The sequence below is a fragment of the Pelagerythrobacter marinus genome (assembly GCF_009827515.1).
GTDB classification, from domain to species: domain Bacteria; phylum Pseudomonadota; class Alphaproteobacteria; order Sphingomonadales; family Sphingomonadaceae; genus Pelagerythrobacter; species Pelagerythrobacter marinus.
Genome location: NZ_WTYO01000003.1, coordinates 386104 through 403905, shown reverse-complemented (window position 1 = coordinate 403905; position 17802 = coordinate 386104). Strand labels below are relative to the sequence as shown.

The following is a 17802-nucleotide window of genomic DNA, read 5'->3' as shown; positions in this document are numbered from 1 at the left end:
GCCGCGGACCTTTCCGCCCCGTCCGGCGTTGACCGGGCAAACGCGTGAAAGGAGACCGTTTCGATGGCACTGATCAAACTCGCCGCGCTCGGCGCGCTCGGCTACGCCGGGTACAAGTTCTACGAGAAGCAGAAGGCCGACCACGCCGCTTTCGCGGGCAACCAGGGCGAGGCGGACGTGCGCGACGCCGGCCCGGAATCGATGCGCGACAAGCCCAAGCGCGGGTGGAGCAAGGCCGACGAGGCCAGCGACCAGAGCTTCCCCGCCAGCGACCCGCCGGCCAATTACTGAACGCGCGCGCCGGACCCGGCATGGAAGGCGGGCGGAACCGATCGCGGTTTCGCCCGCTTTTTCGTGCATGGCAGACACATCGCAGCATTCCGGCATGGGCTACACCCGCTTCCTCGCCATGATCGCAACGGGGACAGTGGTCATGTACGGCCTCATGTACCTCAACACCTATGAATGGGACCACGTTCGCTTCAGCCAGACGCGCGTCTGGATGGCGCTGCTGATGGGCGCGACGATGGCGGTGATCATGCTCGGCTTCATGTGGCGCATGTATGGCCGGCTGCAGCTCAACCTCGCGATCCTGGGCCTCGCCATAGCGGGCTTCGCCGGCTCGCTCTGGCTCGTGCGGAGCCAGGAGACGGTGGGCGACGTCAGTTACATGAAGGCGATGATCCCGCACCATTCGATCGCGATCATGACCAGCCGCCGGGCCGAGATCTCCGACCCGCGGGTGCGCGACCTCGCCAACCGCATCATCGAGGCGCAGGTGAAGGAAATCGACGAGATGAACACGCTGATCGCCGATATCGAGGCGAACGGCGACGCCGCGGGCGAACCGGCGCCAGTGCGCTAGATTCGTTCCCTGCGGAGGGTGAAGCGGCGCCGGCCCGCGCCGGCTCGATCGAGAGCGACGCTAGCCGTCCGGCGCGGGGGCATTGGCGACCAGCCACAGGCGGATCGCGCCGGCCAGCCCGGGCGGCACCTCGGCCCGGATGCGCTCCTCGTCGATCCGCGCGACCAGCGCGTTGACCGGCACGCCCTCGCGCGCGGCGGCCGCGCGCAGCATGTCCCAGAACAGCGGCTCGAGGCTGATCGAGGTCTTGTGCCCGGCGATCTCGACCGAGCGCTTCACCGGCGGATGATAGGGGGCGGGCAGCGATCGTTCCCGGTCAGTACATGTGCTGGCCGCCGTTGATGCTCATCGTCGAGCCGGTGACGAAGCCGCCCTCGTCGCTGGTGAGGAAGGCCACGCCGCGCGCGATCTCCTCCGCCTGGCCCAGCCGCCCGACGGGGATCTTCGCGACGATCTTCTCCAGCACCGGCGCGGGCACGGCGGCGACCATGTCGGTATCGACATAGCCGGGCGCGATCGCGTTCACCGTCACCCCGAACCGCGCGCCTTCCTGCGCCAGCGCCTTGGTGAAGCCGTGGATGCCGCTCTTGGCCGCGGCGTAGTTGACCTGGCCGTACTGGCCCGCCTGGCCGTTGATCGAACCGATGTTGACGATCCGGCCCCAGCCGCGCTCGCGCATGCCGGGAAAGCAGGCCTTGGCCATGTTGAAACAGCCGCCGAGATTGATCCGCATGACCTCGTTCCAGTCGTCGAAGGTCATCTTGTGCAAGGTGCCGTCGCGGGTGATCCCCGCGTTGTTCACCACGATGTCGATCTCGCCCACTTCGGCCTCGACCCGCCGGCACCCGTCCAGGCACGCCTCGTGGTCGCCCACGTCCCACTTGTAGGCGGGGATGCCGTGGGCTTCGGAAAAGCGCCGCGCCTTTTCCTCGTTGCCGGCATAGCTGGCGACGACGGTGCGGCCCTGGGCCTTCAGCGCCAGGCTGATCGCCTCGCCGATGCCGCGCGTTCCGCCGGTAACGATTGCAACCCGTGCCATGCGAAGGATTCTCCCGTCAAAAGGCGCCCCCGATGCCGCGCCTGCCGGGCGGAGTTTATGCCCCGCGCGCCCAGATACAACGAAAAACCCCGCCGCGAAGCATTCGGGCGGGGCGGATCGTGCCGTGCCTGCGCGCGGCCGCGCGCGCGGCGCGTCAGAAGCGGAACTGGGTGCCGACGTAGACGGCCTGGCTGTCGTCTTCCATGTCGGTCAGCGGGGCGAGCCGGTTGCGATCCTGCGACAGGCGCACGCCGGCGGTCACGTCGAGGTTGCGCGTCACCCGGTAGGCGCCGCCGAGGTCCACCGACTGGTCGCTCATCCCCTCGAGCGTGCGCGGCGAGCGGCCGAGCGCGCGATCGCGTTCGAACGAGATGCGCGGCTGCAGGCGGGCCGGCTTGTCCTTCACCCCTTCGGAAGGCTTGAACGTGGCAAGGTCGGGCACGTCCATCTCGCGCACGCCGGCCGGGAGGGCGGGCGTCTTGGCGAAGCTCTGGTACCCGCGGGCAATGCCGAGGTTGTAGCGCGTGGCGGCCAGCGCCGGGGCCTTGCCCGGTTCACCCGAGGCGGCGGCGAGCGCCGAACGGAACGAGATGGCGCGCGCGGTTTCGCCGTCCACGCGGACCGCCACGGTGACCGTGCGGTCGAGCGGCCGCGCCGGGCCGGCCGGCGTGAAGCGCAGCGCCTGGCCGCGCGCGGCGACCCGCTGCGCCAGTTCGGGATCGACCGAGGCGGGGGTGAACGGGGCGATGCGGGCCGGATCGGCGAAGGCATCGCCGGCATCGATCCCGGCAAGCGCCATCCCGGCCGAGGGAATCGCCAGCGCCAGGCAGGCAGCCGACAGCAGCACGGGTGCGAACCCGCCCTTGCCCGTCTTGTTGCCTGGCCGTGCCATAACCTTCTTCCAGCCCTTTCCCCGTCTATCCAGACGCGCCTGCGCCTGAACGGTTCCTGTCTGCTCGCTGCGTGCCCCGCTGCCAGGAGTGGGAATCGCTCTCCACTCGGTCGCCAAACTAGGTGCAAATGCGCGCTTTGGCCAGCTTTTCCACAAGCCGCCGCGCGCGAATGCGCGGCGACTGTTGCGCCGGGCACACAGGCCCGGCCGGCGATTAAGGCGTTGTTCAAGCGCGGGAAGGCCAACCGGGCGCACCGGCAGCGTTTGCCACGCTGCGCTTGCCGCCCGCGCGCGGGGGGTTATAGAGGCCGACGAGCATAGCGACAGGACATCACCGGATCATCATGAACGTCACCCGCTTTTCACCGACCGCATCCCGCGCCCTTCTCGCGACGCTGGCCCTCGCGGGCCTCGCCGCCTGCGGCGGTCGCGACCGCCCGGCGGCCGATCTCGCCGCCAGCCAGGTGACGACGATCGGCGTCAATTCCTATCTCTGGCGCGCGGCGCTGGAAACGGTCAGCTTCGCCCCCCTGCTCCAGGCCGACAGCGCCGGCGGGGTGATCGTGACCGACTGGTATGCCAACCCCGACAACCCGGCCGAGCGGGTCAAGCTGACCGTCTCGATCCTCGACCAGGACCTGCGGGCCGACGCGGTGCGCGTCGCCGCCAGCCGCCAGGTCAACCGCGGCGGCGCCTGGGTCGATGCCCCGGTCCAGGCCGCGACCGTGCAGAAACTGGAAAGCATCATCCTGACCAAGGCGCGCGACCTGCGCCGCCAGACGGTCAGCTGATCGCCGGCCCCCGCCGGCGAGCTGCCGGCGCGCGGGCCCTGGGGGCCGATCCCGCCTGCAACTCGCGCCTTCCAATAGCGCGCAAATCGCCTAACAGGGCGTGCGATGACCGATAACCGTTTCAATCCCGCCGAAGCCGATGCGCGCTGGCAGCGCGCGTGGGACGAAGCCTGCTGCTTCGAAGCCGACAGCCATTCGGACAAGCCGAAGAGCTACGTGCTCGAGATGTTTCCCTATCCTTCGGGGCGCATCCATATCGGCCATGTCCGCAACTACACGATGGGCGACGTGCTGGCCCGCTACAAGCGGATGACCGGGCACGAGGTGCTCCACCCGATGGGCTGGGACGCCTTCGGAATGCCGGCGGAAAACGCGGCGATGGAAAAGGGCGTCCACCCCGGCGGCTGGACGCGCGACAATATCGCCAACATGAAGGCGCAGCTCAGGCGGATCGGCTTCGCGCTCGACTGGAGCCGCGAGGTCGCGACCTGCGATCCCGAGTATTACGGCCACGAGCAGGCGCTGTTCATCGATCTCTACGAAGCCGGCCTCGTCTATCGCAAGGAGAGCGAGGTAAACTGGGACCCGGTCGACATGACCGTGCTCGCCAACGAGCAGGTGATCGACGGCAAGGGCTGGCGCTCGGGCGCCGAGGTCGAGAAGCGCAAGCTCAACCAGTGGTTCCTCAAGATCACCGACTTTGCCGAGGATCTGCTCGAAGGGCTCGGCAAGCTCGACGACTGGCCCGAGAAAGTCCGCCTGATGCAGGAAAACTGGATCGGCAAATCGCGCGGGCTGCAGTTCGCCTTCGACCTTTCGAACGGCGAGACGCTGCCCGTCTATACCACCCGGCCCGACACGATCTTCGGCGCGACATTCGTCGCCGTCGCGCCCGATCACCCGCTGGCCCAGGCGGTCGCCGCGCAGAATTGCGACGCGGCGAAGTTCATCGAACGCTGCAAGCGCGGCGGCACGACCGCAGCGGAGCTGGAAACGGCGGAAAAGCTCGGCTTCGACACCGGGATCGGCGCCCGGCACCCGTTCACCGGCGAGAACCTGCCCGTCTTCATCGCCAACTTCGTGCTGATGGATTACGGCACCGGCGCGATCATGGCCGTGCCCGGCCACGACCAGCGCGATTTCGAATTCGCGACCAAGTATGGCCTGCCGATCCCGCGCGTCGTCGCCCCGAGCGTGGAAGATGCCGGCAAGCCCTTCGACGGCGAGGCCGAGTCGGGCGAAGGCGTGATCGTCAATTCCGACTTCCTCGACGGGATGGACGTCGAAAGCGCGAAGCGCGAGGTGATCCGCCGGATCGAGGGCGAAGGGCGCGGCGAGGGCAAGACCGTCTGGCGCCTGCGCGACTGGGGCGTGTCGCGCCAGCGATACTGGGGCACGCCGATCCCCTTCATCCATTGCCCGACCTGCGGCGTCGTGCCCGCGCCCAAGGACAGCCTGCCGATCACCCTGCCCGAAGACGTCGATTTCCAGACCCCGGGCAACCCGCTGGTGCGGCACCCGACCTGGAAGCACGTCGATTGCCCGAAATGCGGCGGCAAGGCGGAGCGGGAGACCGACACGCTCGACACGTTCGTGGATTCGAGTTGGTATTTCCTGCGCTTCGCCAGCCAGCCGGCAGACCGGCCCTTCGACCGCGAGGAAGTGGCCGCGTGGCTGCCGGTGGAACAGTACATCGGGGGGATCGAACACGCGATCCTGCACCTGCTCTATGCCCGGTTCTGGACCCGCGCGCTGCAGCGCATGGGCCATCTCGACTTCGCCGAACCGTTCGCCAGCCTGTTCACGCAGGGCATGGTGACGCATGAGACCTACAGCCGCGAGGAAGGCGGCAAGACCGTCTATTACGCGCCGGACGAGATCAGCCGCGAGGCCGATCGCGCCCTGTCGAAGGCCGACGGGGGCGAAGTGTCGATCGGCCGCGTGATCAAGATGTCCAAGTCGAAGAAGAACACCGTCGACCCGGACGAGATCATCGCGAAATACGGCGCCGACGCGGTCCGCTGGTTCATGCTGTCGGACAGCCCGCCCGAACGCGACCTGCCGTGGTCCGAAGCGGGGATCGAGGGTTGCTGGCGCTTCGTCCAGCGCCTCTGGCGCCTGTTCGGCCGGCACGAACGCGATGCCGCGGGCGAGGACAAGGCGCTGCTGCGCAAGACCCACCAGACGATCGCCGCCGTGGCCGAGGACATCGAATCGCTTTCGTTCAACAAGGCCGTGGCGCGCCTTTACGAACTGGCCGGCGCGATCGAGAAGGCCGAGCCCTCGGCCACGCGCAGCGAGGCGATCCGCACGATCCTGCTGCTTTCCAGCCCGATGATGCCGCACCTGGCCGAAGAAGGCTGGGCCGCGATCGGGGGCGAGGGGCTGGTCGCCGACGCGCCCTGGCCCGCCTTCGACCCGGCCCTGCTGGTGGAGGACGAGGTGACCATCGCCGTCCAGCACAAGGGCAAGCTGCGCGATACGCTGACGGTCGCCAAGGGGCTGCCGAAAGAGGAGCTGGAGACGCTTGCCCTCGCCAGCGAGAAAGTGCAGCGTTCGATCGACGGCGCAAGCGTGCGCAAGGTGATCGTGGTGCCCGACCGGCTGGTGAACATCGTTACATGATCCGCGCGCTCGCCCTTGCCGCGGCGCTCCTCGCGCTGGCCGGCTGCGGGCTGCAGCCGATGTACGCCGGCGGGGGCAGCGGCACGGTCGCGCGCGGCCTGGCGGCGGTGGACGTCCCCCCGATCGAGGGGCGCGCGGGATGGCTGGTGCGCAACGCGCTGCGCGACCGGCTGGGCGCGGCCGGGGCGGAAACCCCGCGCTACCGGCTCGACGTGCGGCTCGACGACCAGCTCGAAGGTCTCGGCGTGCTGAGCGACGACACGGTCGGCCGCGAACGGCGCACGCTGCGCGCGCGCTACCAGCTGGTCGACACGGCGGACGGGACGATCCTGCTCGACGCCACGGCCGGTTCCGACGCGGGGATCGACGTCGTCTCCAGCGAATATGCAACCATCGCGGCCGAACAGACCGCGCTGGAAAACCTGGCGCAGGAAGTGGCCGAGCGCATCGTCACCCAGCTTTCGCTGACCTTGCGCCAGCAGGACCGGTGAAGGCGACCCAGCGCGATTTCGCCGGCGCCGCGCAACGGGCGGCGCGGCAGTGCCGGGTGTTCTTCTTCTGCGGCCCGGACGAGGCCGGCGCCTCGGCCGCCGCCGACCGCATCGTGGAACTGCTCGACGATCCGGGCGAGCGGGTCGAGCTGGCCGGCGCGGCCCTGCGCAAGGACCCGGTCCTGCTGGGCGACGAGGCCCGATCCAGCTCGCTGTTCGGCGGCGCGCGCCATATCTACGTGCGCGCCACAGGCGACGAGGCGCACGATGCCGTCGCCAACCTGGTCCCGGGCACCGGCGATGCCTGCCCGGTCCTGATCGTCGCCACTTCCGCCACCGACAAGTCGCGCACGGCCAAGCTTCTGGAGAAGCGCGACGATGCGCTGGTGGCGATGTTCTGGCCGCCGGACCTGCCCTCGGTCACCGCCAGCGTGCGGACGATGGCCGATGCCGCCGGGCTGCGGCTCAACGGCGACATCGCCGAACGGATCGCACGCGCCGCCGGGCTCGACGTGCGGCTGGCGCGTTCGGAGGTGGAGAAGCTGGCGCTCTATCTCGATGCCTCGCCCGCCGCCCCGCGCAACGCCGATGCCGAGGCGCTGGAGGCGATCGGCGCGACGGCCGAGGAAGACGGCTTCGCCGCGCTCGTCAACGCCGTGCTGGGGGGCGAGGTGCGCAAGATCCCGGCAGAGATCCAGCGCATGCGAACGCTCTCGCTGAACCCGGTCGGCGTGCTGCTGGCGATAGAGCGGCGCGCGGCGCAGCTCGCCCGGCTTGCCGCGACCCTGGGCGGGCGGCGGCTGGGCGACCTCGACCGCGGGGCCAAGGCGCGGCTGGGCATCTTCTGGAAGGAAGAACGCGACATCGCCGCCCAGCTCCAGCGCTGGCGCGGGCGCGACCTCGACCGGCTGGTGGCGAAAGTCGTCGCGCTCCACCGCGCGCTGCTGGCCAACAGCCAGTCGGCCGAGCTGCTGCTGGCGCAGGGGCTGGCGGAGATCGCCCGCCACGCGGCGCGCCGCTGACGGCGGCTAGTTCTGCGGCACTTGGAACGTGCCCGACACGCGCCCGTCCGAACCGCGGGTCTGCCCGGTCACCCCGGAAGAGCCGGCCGCGCTGCCGTCCACGCTGGAAACCCCGCTGGCGAGATCGATCACCAGGCGGCCGCCGTTCAGCGTGTCGTTGCCGCGCCGCAGGCGGACATTGCCCGCCATCGTGATGATGCGGCGGTTGAAATCGTAAACCGCGACGTCGCCGGTCGCCGATTCGCTGCCGCGCGTCACCCGCACCCCGCCGGTCGCGGTGATGCGCTGGATCCTGAGCGTCCCGGCATCGGAGTAATTGACCAGCGTGCGCGCCGCGCGCACGCGCAGCCCGGCCTGGGTAATATCGACGTTGCCCGACAGGACGACGCGGTTCTGCCGGTCCTGCAGCTCGATCCGGTCGGCGGCATAGTTCACCGGCGCGTTCGAATTGTGCCCGGCGATCGCCTGCGCGCCCGCCTGGATGCCGGCGAAGATCGCCAGGGCGCCGACGAAGCCGCCAAGGCCCCAACGCGACACGGTGGACCGGCGCGATGCAGTGGAAAGGTGCGAAGTCATCAGGGCATCCTCAATTCACCGGGAACCATGCGCAAGCGGGCATTGCCGTCAAGCGCCACCGTGCGGGCCTCCAGGTCGGCCTCGAGCCGGTCGGAGGAGAACGTGCCGGCCGGGATTGCCCCCTCGATCCCGCCGGTGCCGACCATGCGCTTGGCCGCGAGATCGACAGAAACCCCGCGCGCGACCATGCGGTAACCGTCGGCCGCGGTCAGCCGGACCGGGCCGAACACGGTCACCAGGTCCGCGCTGATGTCGTAGGCTCCGGCCTGCGCGGTCAGCCGCGCGGGCCCCTCGGTCATCGCGAGGCGCGCGACGAGGTCGTTCATCCGCACCACCCCTTCCGCGCTGGAACGCTGGACCGCCTCCCCCGCGGTCAGCGAGAACGGGCGGCCGCGGTCGTCCTGGCCGCGGTACATCGCGTTATCGACCCGCAGCCGCTCGTCGATCATCGCGACCTTGTTGCGATCGAGCAGGAAGCTGACTTCGCCGCGCGGGCTGAGCGGGGTGATCACCATCAGCGCCGCGACCACGCCGACACCCATCGGCAGGGCCCGGGCGAGAAACCCGACCAGCCGGTCGTGCGAGCCGCCGGGCGCGGCGAAATGCTGGCGCTTGCTGCGCAGCTGCGCCGCTTCGCGGGTTTCTATGCGTCGCTTGATAACCATCGACCGGGCCTGCCGCTGCGCCCCCTAGGCATGGCTGAATATGTCCTGTTCAGCCCATCCTGCAAGGTCCAGCCGGGCGCGGGTGGGCAGGAAATCGAAACAGGCCTGCGCCATTTCGCTGCGCCCCTCGCGCGCGAGCCGCTCGACGAAGACCTCGTGCAGGCGGTGGAGGAAGCGCACGTCGGACGCGGCATAGTCGCGCTGCGCCTCGTTGATTTCTTCCGCTCCCCAGTCGGAGCTCTGCTGCGCCTTCGAAATCTCGCCGCCGAGCAGTTCCTGGACGAGGTTCTTCAGGCCGTGGCGATCGGTGTAGGTCCGGGTCAGCTTGCTCGCGATCTTGGTGCAGAACACCGGGGCGGCGGTGACGCCGAGGTAATATTCGATCGCCGCCAGGTCGAACCGGGCGAAATGGAACAGCTTGAGGCGCGCGGGATCGGCGAGCACGGCCTTGAGGTTGGGCGCGTCGAACCGGCTGCCGACCGCGAAACGCACGAGGTGTTCGTCGCCCCCGCCGTCGCTGATCTGCACCAGGCACAGCCGGTCGCGGGGGGTGACGAGACCCATCGTCTCGGTATCGACGGCGACCGGCCCGGGCGCGAGAACGCCTTCGGGCAGGTCTTCTTCGTGAAAATGCACTGCCATATGGCCCGCCCTTAGGCCGATTGGGGATTGAGGGGAAGGGCTGCTGGCGGGCGGCGGCGACCGGCCCTATCGTCGCGCGCGATGAGCGAGGCGATCCCCGAGAGCTGGCAGGCGGCGCTGGAGCCGGTGCTTTCCGCGCCCGAGGCACGGCGGCTGGGCGGCTGGCTGCAGGCCGAGGAAGCGGCCGGGCGCACGATCTACCCGCCGCGCGGCACGCGCCTCGCCGCGCTCGACCTGACCCCGCTCGACCGGGTGCGCGTGGTGATCCTGGGGCAGGACCCCTATCACGGGCCGGGGCAGGCGATGGGCCTGTGCTTCGCCGTGCCCGAGGGGGTCCGCGTTCCGCCGAGCCTGCTCAACATCTACAAGGAACTGGAAAGCGATCTCGGCCTGCCGCGGCCCGGCCACGGCGATCTCAGCGCCTGGGCGCGGCAAGGGGTCCTGCTGCTCAACAATGCCCTGACGGTGGAGGCCGGGCGCGCCGGCAGCCACGCGGGCAAGGGGTGGGAAGCGATCACCGACGCCTGCGTCGCGGCGGTCGCGGCGCGGCCGGAACCGAGCGTGTTCATCCTCTGGGGCAGCCACGCCCAGGCCAAGGCCGCGCGGATACCCGACCTCGCCGGCACGCAGCGCCACCTCGTCCTGCGCTCGCCACATCCCAGCCCGCTGTCGGCCCATCGCGGCTTCTTCGGCTCGCGCCCGTTCAGCCGGGCCAATGCCTTCCTCGAGACGCAGGGCCGCGGCGCGATCGACTGGCGGCTCAGAAGCTAGTCGTCAGCCGCAGGCTCCCGATCACGCCCAGGTCGCGCGCGGAGATCGCCGGGTCGACCGCCTGGAGATCGATCGTCAGGCGCAGCCGCTCGGCCAGCGCGAGGGTGTAGAACGCCTCCACCCCCTCCTCGTCTTCCAGCGCGACCCGGCCCGCGAGGGCGGAGACGAGCCGGTCGGTCAGCGAATAGCGGAAATAGGTCAGCCCGAACCGGTCGCGCGGGCGCGGGCGCGGGTTCCCGGCAATGCCGATGAAGCCGCTGCGGTCGAGGAACGTCGGGTCGCCGTTGGACAGGTAGACCTGGCCGAACAGGCCGATCCCCGCGCCCGGGTGCTCCGGGTATTCGGCGATGTACTGGTAGGCCGCGATCACGGCGCTGATTTCGCCCCGGCGGCCGCCGAAAGGCGCGCCGGGCGGGGGCACGAGCACGGCGGGCAGGGCATCGTCGGCAATGCTGTCGCGCGTCGAACCGGCCAGCTTGACGGCATAGTATCCGCGCCGCCCGCCCAGCCTGGCCGGGACCGTGACCGAGCCGAGGAAGCCGACCCCGTCGGCGAAGGGGCTTTCCAGCCCGCTGCGCTGCGATTGCAGCTCGGGATCGAAGACCCAGAGGCGCAGCAGCGCCTTGTCGGTCGGCACGCTGAGCATCGCCCCGGTCAGCGAACCGGGCACGATCGCGCTGGGCGGCAGGGCCAGCGCGAGGTTCTGGAACCCCTCGTGCCCGCCCCCGCCCACGATCGGCAGGTCGGCGGCGAGGTCGAGCACGTTGATCTTGCCGACCGTCAGGCTGGTGCCGCTGTCCCAGCGCCGGGTGACGTCGATCGAGAGATCGAAGGCCGTCCCCTCGCTGTCGGGATAATAGAGCGCCGTGTTCGACGGTATCAGGCCCAGCGCGCCGTTGGCGCTGCGGCCATAGCGCAGCTCGGGGTGCAGGTTCAGCGTCCAGCCCCCCTGCGCCCCGAAGGCATCGCCCGCGATCGCGACATGGGCATCGACCTTGCCGCCGTGGCGCAGCACCGCGTCGGCATCGCCGGCCAGCGGGAGATCGGCGAACTGCGACCAGACCGCGCGCACCTCGATCCTCTCCGCCGGGGCAGCGGCCGCGGCGGGCGCTTCGGGCGAGGGGGTGTCGGCCTCCGCGGGCATGGCCGGGGCGGTCGGCAGGGGGGCGGGCAGGGGTGCGAATGGCGCAGGGGCGGCGGGCGCCTCCTCTGCCGCTTCCCGGGCCTGCGCCGGCGCGGCGAGGGCGAGCAGGCAGGCGCCGAGGGGCGCGGCCGCCGCGCGCAGGGATCGCCGCCGATGAACGTGCCTGCCCATTTGCCCCGGGGCCTGCCGCCGGCGCGGCCTGCCCGATCCCCTCCCTGCTATGCGCCGGGCACAGTAAACGCGCCCGCGCGCGCTGTCACGGCCATTGCCGCCCGGCCGATCGCGCCGTAGAACGGCGCCATGGCGGGAGACATCGGGGAAAGCGTGGCCGACATGGCCACCGGCGGCCTGGCAGCGCGGGCGCTGGAGCCGCGCGCGGAAGGCGCGAAGGCCGCCGGTGCCACCCCCGGCTCCGCACCCGGCCCGGGCGGGCATACCCGCGAGGAGGCCTGCCTCAACTGCGGCACGCGCCTGGTCGGATCGCATTGCCACGCCTGCGGCCAGCGCGCCCACGTCCACCGCACGCTGAGCGCGTTCGTCCACGACCTCGTCCACGGCGTGCTCCATTTCGAGGGCAAGACCTGGCGCACGCTGCCGCTGCTCGCCTGGCGGCCGGGGCGGCTGACGCGCGAATATATCGACGGGCGCCGGGCGAGCTACGTCAGCCCGATCGCGCTGTTCCTCTTCGTGGTCTTCCTCAGCTACGCGACGTTCAGCATGCTCGGCGGCGGCAGCGCGCTGGGGACCGAGGTCACCGGGATGGAACGGGTGCGCGAGGTTCACGCGGCCAACGCGGAACGGCTGGCCGAGCTGGAGGAGGAACGCGCCGCCGTGCCCGACGAGGGCGAGCGCGCGGCCGAGATCGACACGCGCATCGCCGCGCTGGAGGACGACCAGGCCGGGCTGGAGCTGGTGCTGGGCGAACCCGACAACGACTTCGCCACGCGCTTCGCCTCGGGCTTCGAACGCACGCCCCTGCCCTCGGGCAGCGCGGTGGCGAAAGCGTGGGAAAAGGCATCGGCCAATCCGCAGCTCACGATCTACAAGCTGCAGACCAACGCCTACAAGTTCAGCTGGATGCTGATCCCGCTCTCGGTGCCCTTCGTCTGGCTGCTGTTCCCGTTCAGCCGGCGCTTCCGCGGCTACGACCACACGGTCTTCGCGACTTATTCGATCACCTTCATGATCGCGCTGGCCGCGGTGTCGAGCCTGCTGTTCTTCTTCGGCTACCCGTCGATCGGCGGGCTCGTGCTGCTCTACGCGCCATGGCACATGTACCGCCAGCTGCGCGAGGCCTACGGCCTCGGGCGGTTCGGCGCATTCTGGCGGATGCTCGCGCTGAGCCTGTTCGCGTGGATCGCGATCAGCCTGTTCGTCACCGGGATCGCGATGATGGCGGGCGGCTGACGGGCCGCCGCCGGGGCGCGGTTCAGGCGCCCTGGGGGGCGCCCTCGCCGCTGGACCCGAAACGCTTGCCCGCCTTGGGAATGGCCGAACCGGTCACCGGCCGCACCGCCGGGCCCTTCGGCTCGTCCGGGCGGTCGATCTTGCCGTTGTCGAGCAGTTCCCTGATCTCGTCGCCGGTCAGCGTCTCGTACTCGAGCATGGCCTGGGCGAGCAGGTGGAGCTTGTCCTCCTGCTCCTTCAGGATATCGGTCGCACGCTTGTGCGCGCCCTCCACCAGCTTGCGGATCTCGGCATCGATCAGCTTGTTGGTATCGCCCGAACCCATCGTGCGCGCGGTCTGGCCCATGCCGAGATAGCCTTCCTGGCTTTCCTCGTACTGCAGCGGGCCGAGCTTGTCGCTCATCCCCCACTTGGTGACCATGTTGCGCGCCAGCTTGGTCGCGTACTGGATATCGGACGAGGCGCCGCTCGACACCTTGTCGTGGCCGAAGATGATCTCTTCCGCCACGCGCCCGCCCATCGCCACGGCGAGATCGGCATGCATCTTGTCGCGGTGGTACGAGTAGTTGTCGCGTTCCGGCAGGCGCATGACCATGCCCAGCGCGCGCCCGCGCGGGATGATCGTGGCCTTGTGGATCGGGTCCGACGCGGGCTCGTTCAGCGACACCAGGGCATGGCCCGCCTCGTGATAGGCGGTCATCTTCTTCTCGTCGTCGGTCATGACCATCGAACGGCGTTCGCTGCCCATCATGACCTTGTCTTTCGCGTCCTCGAACTCCTGCATCGCGACGAGGCGCTTGTTGCGCCGCGCGGCCAGCAGGGCCGCCTCGTTGACGAGGTTGGCGAGGTCCGCGCCCGAAAAGCCCGGCGTGCCGCGCGCGATCGTGCGCGGGTTGACGTCGGGCGCCAGCGGCACTTTCTTCATGTGCACGCCCAGGATCTTCTCGCGCCCCTCGATGTCGGGCACGGGCACGACGACCTGCCGGTCGAACCGGCCGGGGCGCAGCAGCGCGGGGTCGAGCACGTCGGGGCGGTTGGTCGCGGCGATGATGATGATGCCCTCGTTCGCCTCGAACCCGTCCATCTCGACCAGGAGCTGGTTCAATGTCTGCTCGCGCTCGTCGTTCGAATTGCCGAGGCCGTGGCCGCGATGGCGGCCGACCGCGTCGATCTCGTCGATGAAGACGATGCACGGCGCGTTCTTCTTCGCCTGTTCGAACATGTCGCGCACGCGGCTGGCGCCGACGCCGACGAACATCTCGACGAAGTCGGAGCCCGAGATGGTGAAGAAGGGCACGCCCGCCTCGCCCGCGATCGCGCGTGCGAGCAGGGTCTTGCCGGTGCCGGGCGAGCCGACCAGCAGCGCGCCCTTGGGAATCTGGCCGCCAAGCTTGGAGAAGCGCTGCGGATCCTTGAGAAACTCGACGATTTCCTCCAGCTCCTCGCGCGCTTCGTCGATCCCGGCGACGTCGTCGAAGGTGACCTTGCCCTGTTTCTCGGTCAGCATCTTGGCCTTGGACTTGCCGAAGCCCATGGCCCCGCCGCCGCCGCCCTTCTGCACCTGGCGCAGCGCGAAGAAGGCAATGCCGAGGATCAGGATGAACGGCAGCGACTGGACGAGAATCGCCATCAGCAGGCTCATGCGCTCGGGCGCGCTGCCGGTATATTCGACGCCATTGGCCTCGAGCAGCTCGGTCAGGCGCGTGTCGCTGGTGACCGGGACGGTCGAGAAGGCCTCCCCGTTCTTCATCGTGCCGGTGATCTGCTCGGGCGAGATGGTCACGTCCTTGACCATCCCGGCCTCCACGTTCTCGCGGAAGGTGGAATAGCCGATCTCGTTGCCCGCCGGTTGCCCGGCATTGCCGAACATCGAGACGAGCAGGACCAGCGCGAGGAAGATCCCGCCCCAGACCATCAGGCTCTTCATCCAGGGGTTGGGACCGCCGCCGTTCTCGGGGCCGTCGGGCTGCCTATCGTCGTTCATCGCTGAAACAGTGATCCTTTCGCGTGCCAATGTAGGGGCGGCGAGGTGAATGGCAAGATAACGGCCGGCGCCCCTTCCGGCCGGACGGGGCGCCGGCGGCGCCTAGCCCGAGCCGCCCGAGGTCAGCACCCCGGCGACGACCGCGACCGCGCCGGTCGAAATGGCGAAGGCAATCACCATCAGCAGCCCGTCGCGCACCATGAGCGCGAGGCCGAAGGCGGCGATCGCGATCATCGGCGCGGAACTGGCGAAAGGCAGGAATTCCAGCGGCGGCACGGCGCAGCACAGCAGGACCACCACCAGCGCCGCCACCCGCGGCCAGATGCCGCGGGTAAGCCACTTGAGGCGCCCGTGGAACCAGCCGTCGATCGTCGCCGCCACCTTGTCCAGCCGATGCGCCCCGCGCGCCAGCCGGTCGCCGTCGATCGCGCGGCGTTCGACGAAATCGGGCAGCCAGACATGTTCGCGCCCGAACAGCAGCTGGCCCGCGATCAGCGCGATCATCACCGCGAGGAACGTCGGCACGCCGGGAATCCCGCCGATCGGCGAAAGCTCTATCAGCGGCAGGAACAGCAGGATCGGCCCGAAACTGCGACGGCCGAATTCGTCCAGCGCGTCGCCGACGCAGACCTTGTCGCGCCGTTCGCCAAGGTCCTCGATCCCGTCGAGGACGTCCCCGATGCTGTGCGGGTCTTCCTTCATGCCTGCCCGGGCAACGCCCGGCGGGCCGATAGGCTCCCGCCCGACGGGGCGAGGCGGACGGGAGGGAGAGAGGGCGGGCGGCGAAAAGGGCCCTAGGCCGGCTTGCGACGAACCAGGGCCGAGCGCTCGCAGCGGCAGACGACCTCGTCGCGCTGGTTCAGCATCTGGTGGGTGAACGTGACGATCCCGGCCCCGGGCCGCGATTTCGATTCGCGCAGGGCCGCGACTTCGCTGGTCGCGCGCAGGGTATCGCCGATCGCGACCGGCGCCGGCATGGCGACCTTGTCGTACCCGAGGTTGGCGATAAGCGTGCCGAGCGTCGTGTCGCCCACGCTCAGCCCCACCATCAGCGCAAACGTGAAAGTGCCGTTGACGAGGATCTGCCCGAATTCGGATTCGCGCGCCGCCTCCGCATCGAGGTGCAGCGGCTGGGGATTGTGGGTCATCGTCGTGAACAGCAGGTTGTCGGTCTCGGTCACCGTGCGGCGGATCTCGTGCTCGATCCGGTCGCCCACCTGCCATTCGTCGAAATAGCGGCCTGCCATGTCTGCATTTCCCGTTACTGCCAGTTCCCGCCCGCCATAGACGGGGGCGCAGGCGGTGCAAATGGCTCGCCATGCGGGGCGCGAACCGATAGGGCTGCGCGCCATGTACGATCTCCTGGTGATCGGCGGGGGCATCAACGGCGCAGGCATCGCCCGCGACGCGGCGGGCCGCGGGCTGTCGGTCGCCCTGGCGGAGAAAGACGACCTCGCCAGCCACACGTCGTCGGCCAGCACCAAGCTGGTGCATGGCGGGCTGCGCTATCTCGAACACTACGAGTTCCGGCTGGTCCGCGAATCGCTGCGCGAGCGCGAGGTCCTGCTGCGGATCGCGCCGCACCTCGTGCGCCCGCTGCGCTTCGTCCTGCCGCACCACGAGGGGCTGCGCCCGCGCTGGATGCTGCGCCTGGGCCTGTTCCTCTACGACCACCTGGGCGGCAACCGGTCGCTGCCGGGCAGCGAGGCGGTGGACCTGTCTGCGCCGCCCCACGCGGCCGTGCTGAAGGACCGCTTCGCCCGGGGCTTCGCCTATTCGGATTGCTGGGTGGACGACGCGCGGCTGGTCGTTCTCAACGCGATCGACGCGCGCGAACGCGGCGCGCGGATCATGACGCGCACCCGCTGCAGCGCGCTCGCCCGCGCGGGCGACCACTGGCGCGCCGCGCTGGTTTCGCCCCGGGGGCGAGCAGACCGTCCGCGCGCGCGCCGTGATCAACGCCGCGGGGCCGTGGGTGGACGACATCGCCGCACTCGCCACCGCCGGCCGGGCCAAAGCGCACTTGCGCCTGGTGCAAGGCAGCCACGTCGTCGTGCGCCGCAAGTTCGAAGGCGCGCACGCCTATATCTTCCAGAACGGCGACGGGCGGATCGTCTTCGCGATCCCCTACGAGGACGACTTCACCCTGATCGGCACGACCGACCGGCCCTTCGCCGGCGATCGCGACGCGGTGGCGATTTCGGGTGAGGAGCGCGACTACCTCTGCGCGGCGGCCAGCGCCTATTTCTCGGAACCGGTTGGCCCCGCAGACGTCGTTTCGTCCTATGCAGGAATCAGGCCGCTTTACGAAGACAATGCCGCGAGTGACGCAACCGTGACCCGCGACTACGTCTTTGCCGTCGATGCGCCGGACGGCGCACCGCCCCTGTTGAGCATCTTCGGGGGCAAGATCACCACTTATCGCCGCCTGGCCGAACACGCGATGGAGCGGCTGGCGCGCCATCTCGCGGTGCCCGCCCGGCCCTGGACCGGCGATGCGCCGCTGCCGGGCGGCGATTTTGCCGGCGGCTTCGATGCCTTCCTGGCCGAAGTCCGCGCGCTCTGGCCCTGGCTGCCGGCGGCAACCGCGCGGCGCATGGCGCGCGCCTACGGCACCCGGATCGAACGGGTGATCGGCGAAGCGCGCGCGCCGGACGGCCTGGGCCGCGACCTGGGCGGCGGGCTGAGCGAGGCGGAAGTCGATTACATGCGCCGCGAAGAAATGGCGCAGACGAGCGAAGACGTTCTCTGGCGGCGGAGCAAACTGGGGCTCCACCTGCCCCAAGAAGCCCACGAAAACGTAGCGGCCAGCCTCGCTGCCGACTTCGCTTGATTGCCGCCCGAAGCGCGTCCAAGGGCGCCGAATTCACCGCAACTTTCACCCCGAG

Annotated in this window: 18 protein-coding genes and 1 pseudogene; 9 read left to right on the top strand and 10 right to left on the bottom strand. The window is 69.9% G+C overall.

All coding sequences use genetic code 11. From position 1 onward, the window contains the following. The first annotated feature begins 63 nt into the window (after positions 1-63). Both GRI72_RS09045 and GRI72_RS09040 read left to right on the top strand, forming a co-directional pair. Positions 64-291, top strand: coding sequence for a hypothetical protein (locus GRI72_RS09045; protein ID WP_160733567.1), 228 nt, complete (start codon positions 64-66; stop codon positions 289-291). Between the two features lie 67 nt (positions 292-358). Next, a complete protein-coding gene (locus tag GRI72_RS09040; protein ID WP_202389026.1) occupies positions 359-865 on the top strand; it encodes a DUF305 domain-containing protein in 507 nt (168 codons plus the stop codon). A 60-nt stretch (positions 866-925) separates the two neighbouring features. On the opposite strand, the gene GRI72_RS09035 is transcribed toward GRI72_RS09040, so the two are convergent. From GRI72_RS09035 to GRI72_RS09025, 3 genes are all read right to left on the bottom strand, one after another. Further along, positions 926-1168 carry a ribbon-helix-helix domain-containing protein gene (locus tag GRI72_RS09035; protein ID WP_160733680.1) on the bottom strand — a complete coding sequence of 81 codons (243 nt, stop codon included), beginning with the start codon at positions 1166-1168 and terminating at the stop codon, positions 926-928. Positions 1169-1181: 13 nt separating this feature from the next. Next, positions 1182-1904: an acetoacetyl-CoA reductase gene (gene phbB, locus GRI72_RS09030; protein WP_160733566.1), complete on the bottom strand. Its 723-nt coding sequence runs from the start codon at positions 1902-1904 to the stop codon at positions 1182-1184. 154 nt (positions 1905-2058) lie between these two features. Beyond that, on the bottom strand, positions 2059-2796 hold the full coding sequence (locus GRI72_RS09025) for a hypothetical protein (protein WP_160733565.1): 738 nt from the start codon (positions 2794-2796) through the stop codon (positions 2059-2061). Between the two features lie 344 nt (positions 2797-3140). Between GRI72_RS09025 and GRI72_RS09020 the strand changes: the two genes are divergently transcribed. From GRI72_RS09020 to holA, 4 genes are all read left to right on the top strand, one after another. Then, positions 3141-3587, top strand: coding sequence for a DUF3576 domain-containing protein (locus GRI72_RS09020; RefSeq protein WP_160733564.1), 447 nt, complete (start codon positions 3141-3143; stop codon positions 3585-3587). A 105-nt stretch (positions 3588-3692) separates the two neighbouring features. Further along, complete coding sequence (gene leuS, locus GRI72_RS09015) at positions 3693-6212, top strand: leucine--tRNA ligase (protein WP_160733563.1); 2520 nt, start codon at positions 3693-3695, stop codon at positions 6210-6212. Beyond that, complete coding sequence (gene lptE / locus GRI72_RS09010; protein WP_160733562.1) at positions 6209-6703, top strand: LPS assembly lipoprotein LptE; 495 nt, start codon at positions 6209-6211, stop codon at positions 6701-6703. The genes leuS and lptE overlap by 4 nt, the downstream gene beginning before the upstream one ends. Next, entirely contained in the window at positions 6700-7725 is a 1026-nt protein-coding gene (gene holA, locus GRI72_RS09005; protein ID WP_160733561.1) for a DNA polymerase III subunit delta, read from the top strand. Before lptE ends, holA begins: the two co-directional genes overlap by 4 nt. Before the next feature lie 6 nt (positions 7726-7731). On the opposite strand, the gene GRI72_RS09000 is transcribed toward holA, so the two are convergent. From GRI72_RS09000 to GRI72_RS08990, 3 genes are read right to left on the bottom strand one after another with little or no spacing between them, the layout of a single operon-like run. After that, entirely contained in the window at positions 7732-8301 is a 570-nt protein-coding gene (locus tag GRI72_RS09000; RefSeq protein WP_160733560.1) for an LptA/OstA family protein, read from the bottom strand. After that, positions 8301-8966 (bottom strand): LPS export ABC transporter periplasmic protein LptC, encoded by a 666-nt coding sequence (locus tag GRI72_RS08995; RefSeq protein WP_160733559.1) that lies wholly within the window; start codon positions 8964-8966, stop codon positions 8301-8303. The genes GRI72_RS09000 and GRI72_RS08995 overlap by 1 nt, the downstream gene beginning before the upstream one ends. A gap of 24 nt (positions 8967-8990) precedes the next feature. After that, positions 8991-9608 carry a ribonuclease D gene (locus GRI72_RS08990; protein WP_160733558.1) on the bottom strand — a complete coding sequence of 206 codons (618 nt, stop codon included), beginning with the start codon at positions 9606-9608 and terminating at the stop codon, positions 8991-8993. A gap of 81 nt (positions 9609-9689) precedes the next feature. Between GRI72_RS08990 and ung the strand changes: the two genes are divergently transcribed. After that, complete coding sequence (gene ung, locus GRI72_RS08985) at positions 9690-10379, top strand: uracil-DNA glycosylase (RefSeq protein ID WP_160733557.1); 690 nt, start codon at positions 9690-9692, stop codon at positions 10377-10379. Here ung and GRI72_RS08980 read toward each other — a convergent pair. After that, positions 10369-11694, bottom strand: a complete 1326-nt coding sequence (locus tag GRI72_RS08980; protein ID WP_160733556.1) for a carbohydrate porin — start codon at positions 11692-11694, stop codon at positions 10369-10371. The genes ung and GRI72_RS08980 overlap by 11 nt on opposite strands. Before the next feature lie 129 nt (positions 11695-11823). Between GRI72_RS08980 and GRI72_RS08975 the strand changes: the two genes are divergently transcribed. Next, the gene (locus GRI72_RS08975) at positions 11824-12930 is read left to right on the top strand and encodes a DUF3667 domain-containing protein (protein WP_160733555.1); all 1107 of its coding nucleotides are present in this window, start codon (positions 11824-11826) and stop codon (positions 12928-12930) included. A 22-nt stretch (positions 12931-12952) separates the two neighbouring features. Here the strand turns inward: GRI72_RS08975 and ftsH are convergent, their stop codons facing one another. From ftsH to GRI72_RS08960, 3 genes are all read right to left on the bottom strand, one after another. Continuing rightward, positions 12953-14914: an ATP-dependent zinc metalloprotease FtsH gene (ftsH, locus tag GRI72_RS08970; protein WP_160733554.1), complete on the bottom strand. Its 1962-nt coding sequence runs from the start codon at positions 14912-14914 to the stop codon at positions 12953-12955. A 102-nt stretch (positions 14915-15016) separates the two neighbouring features. After that, complete coding sequence (locus GRI72_RS08965; RefSeq protein ID WP_160733553.1) at positions 15017-15616, bottom strand: exopolysaccharide biosynthesis protein; 600 nt, start codon at positions 15614-15616, stop codon at positions 15017-15019. A gap of 92 nt (positions 15617-15708) precedes the next feature. Next, the gene (locus GRI72_RS08960) at positions 15709-16161 is read right to left on the bottom strand and encodes a MaoC family dehydratase (RefSeq protein WP_160733552.1); all 453 of its coding nucleotides are present in this window, start codon (positions 16159-16161) and stop codon (positions 15709-15711) included. Positions 16162-16264: 103 nt separating this feature from the next. Here GRI72_RS08960 and glpD point away from each other — a divergent pair. Further along, positions 16265-17747 (top strand): annotated as a pseudogene (glpD, locus tag GRI72_RS15000) (glycerol-3-phosphate dehydrogenase). The last annotated feature ends 55 nt before the right edge of the window (positions 17748-17802 follow it).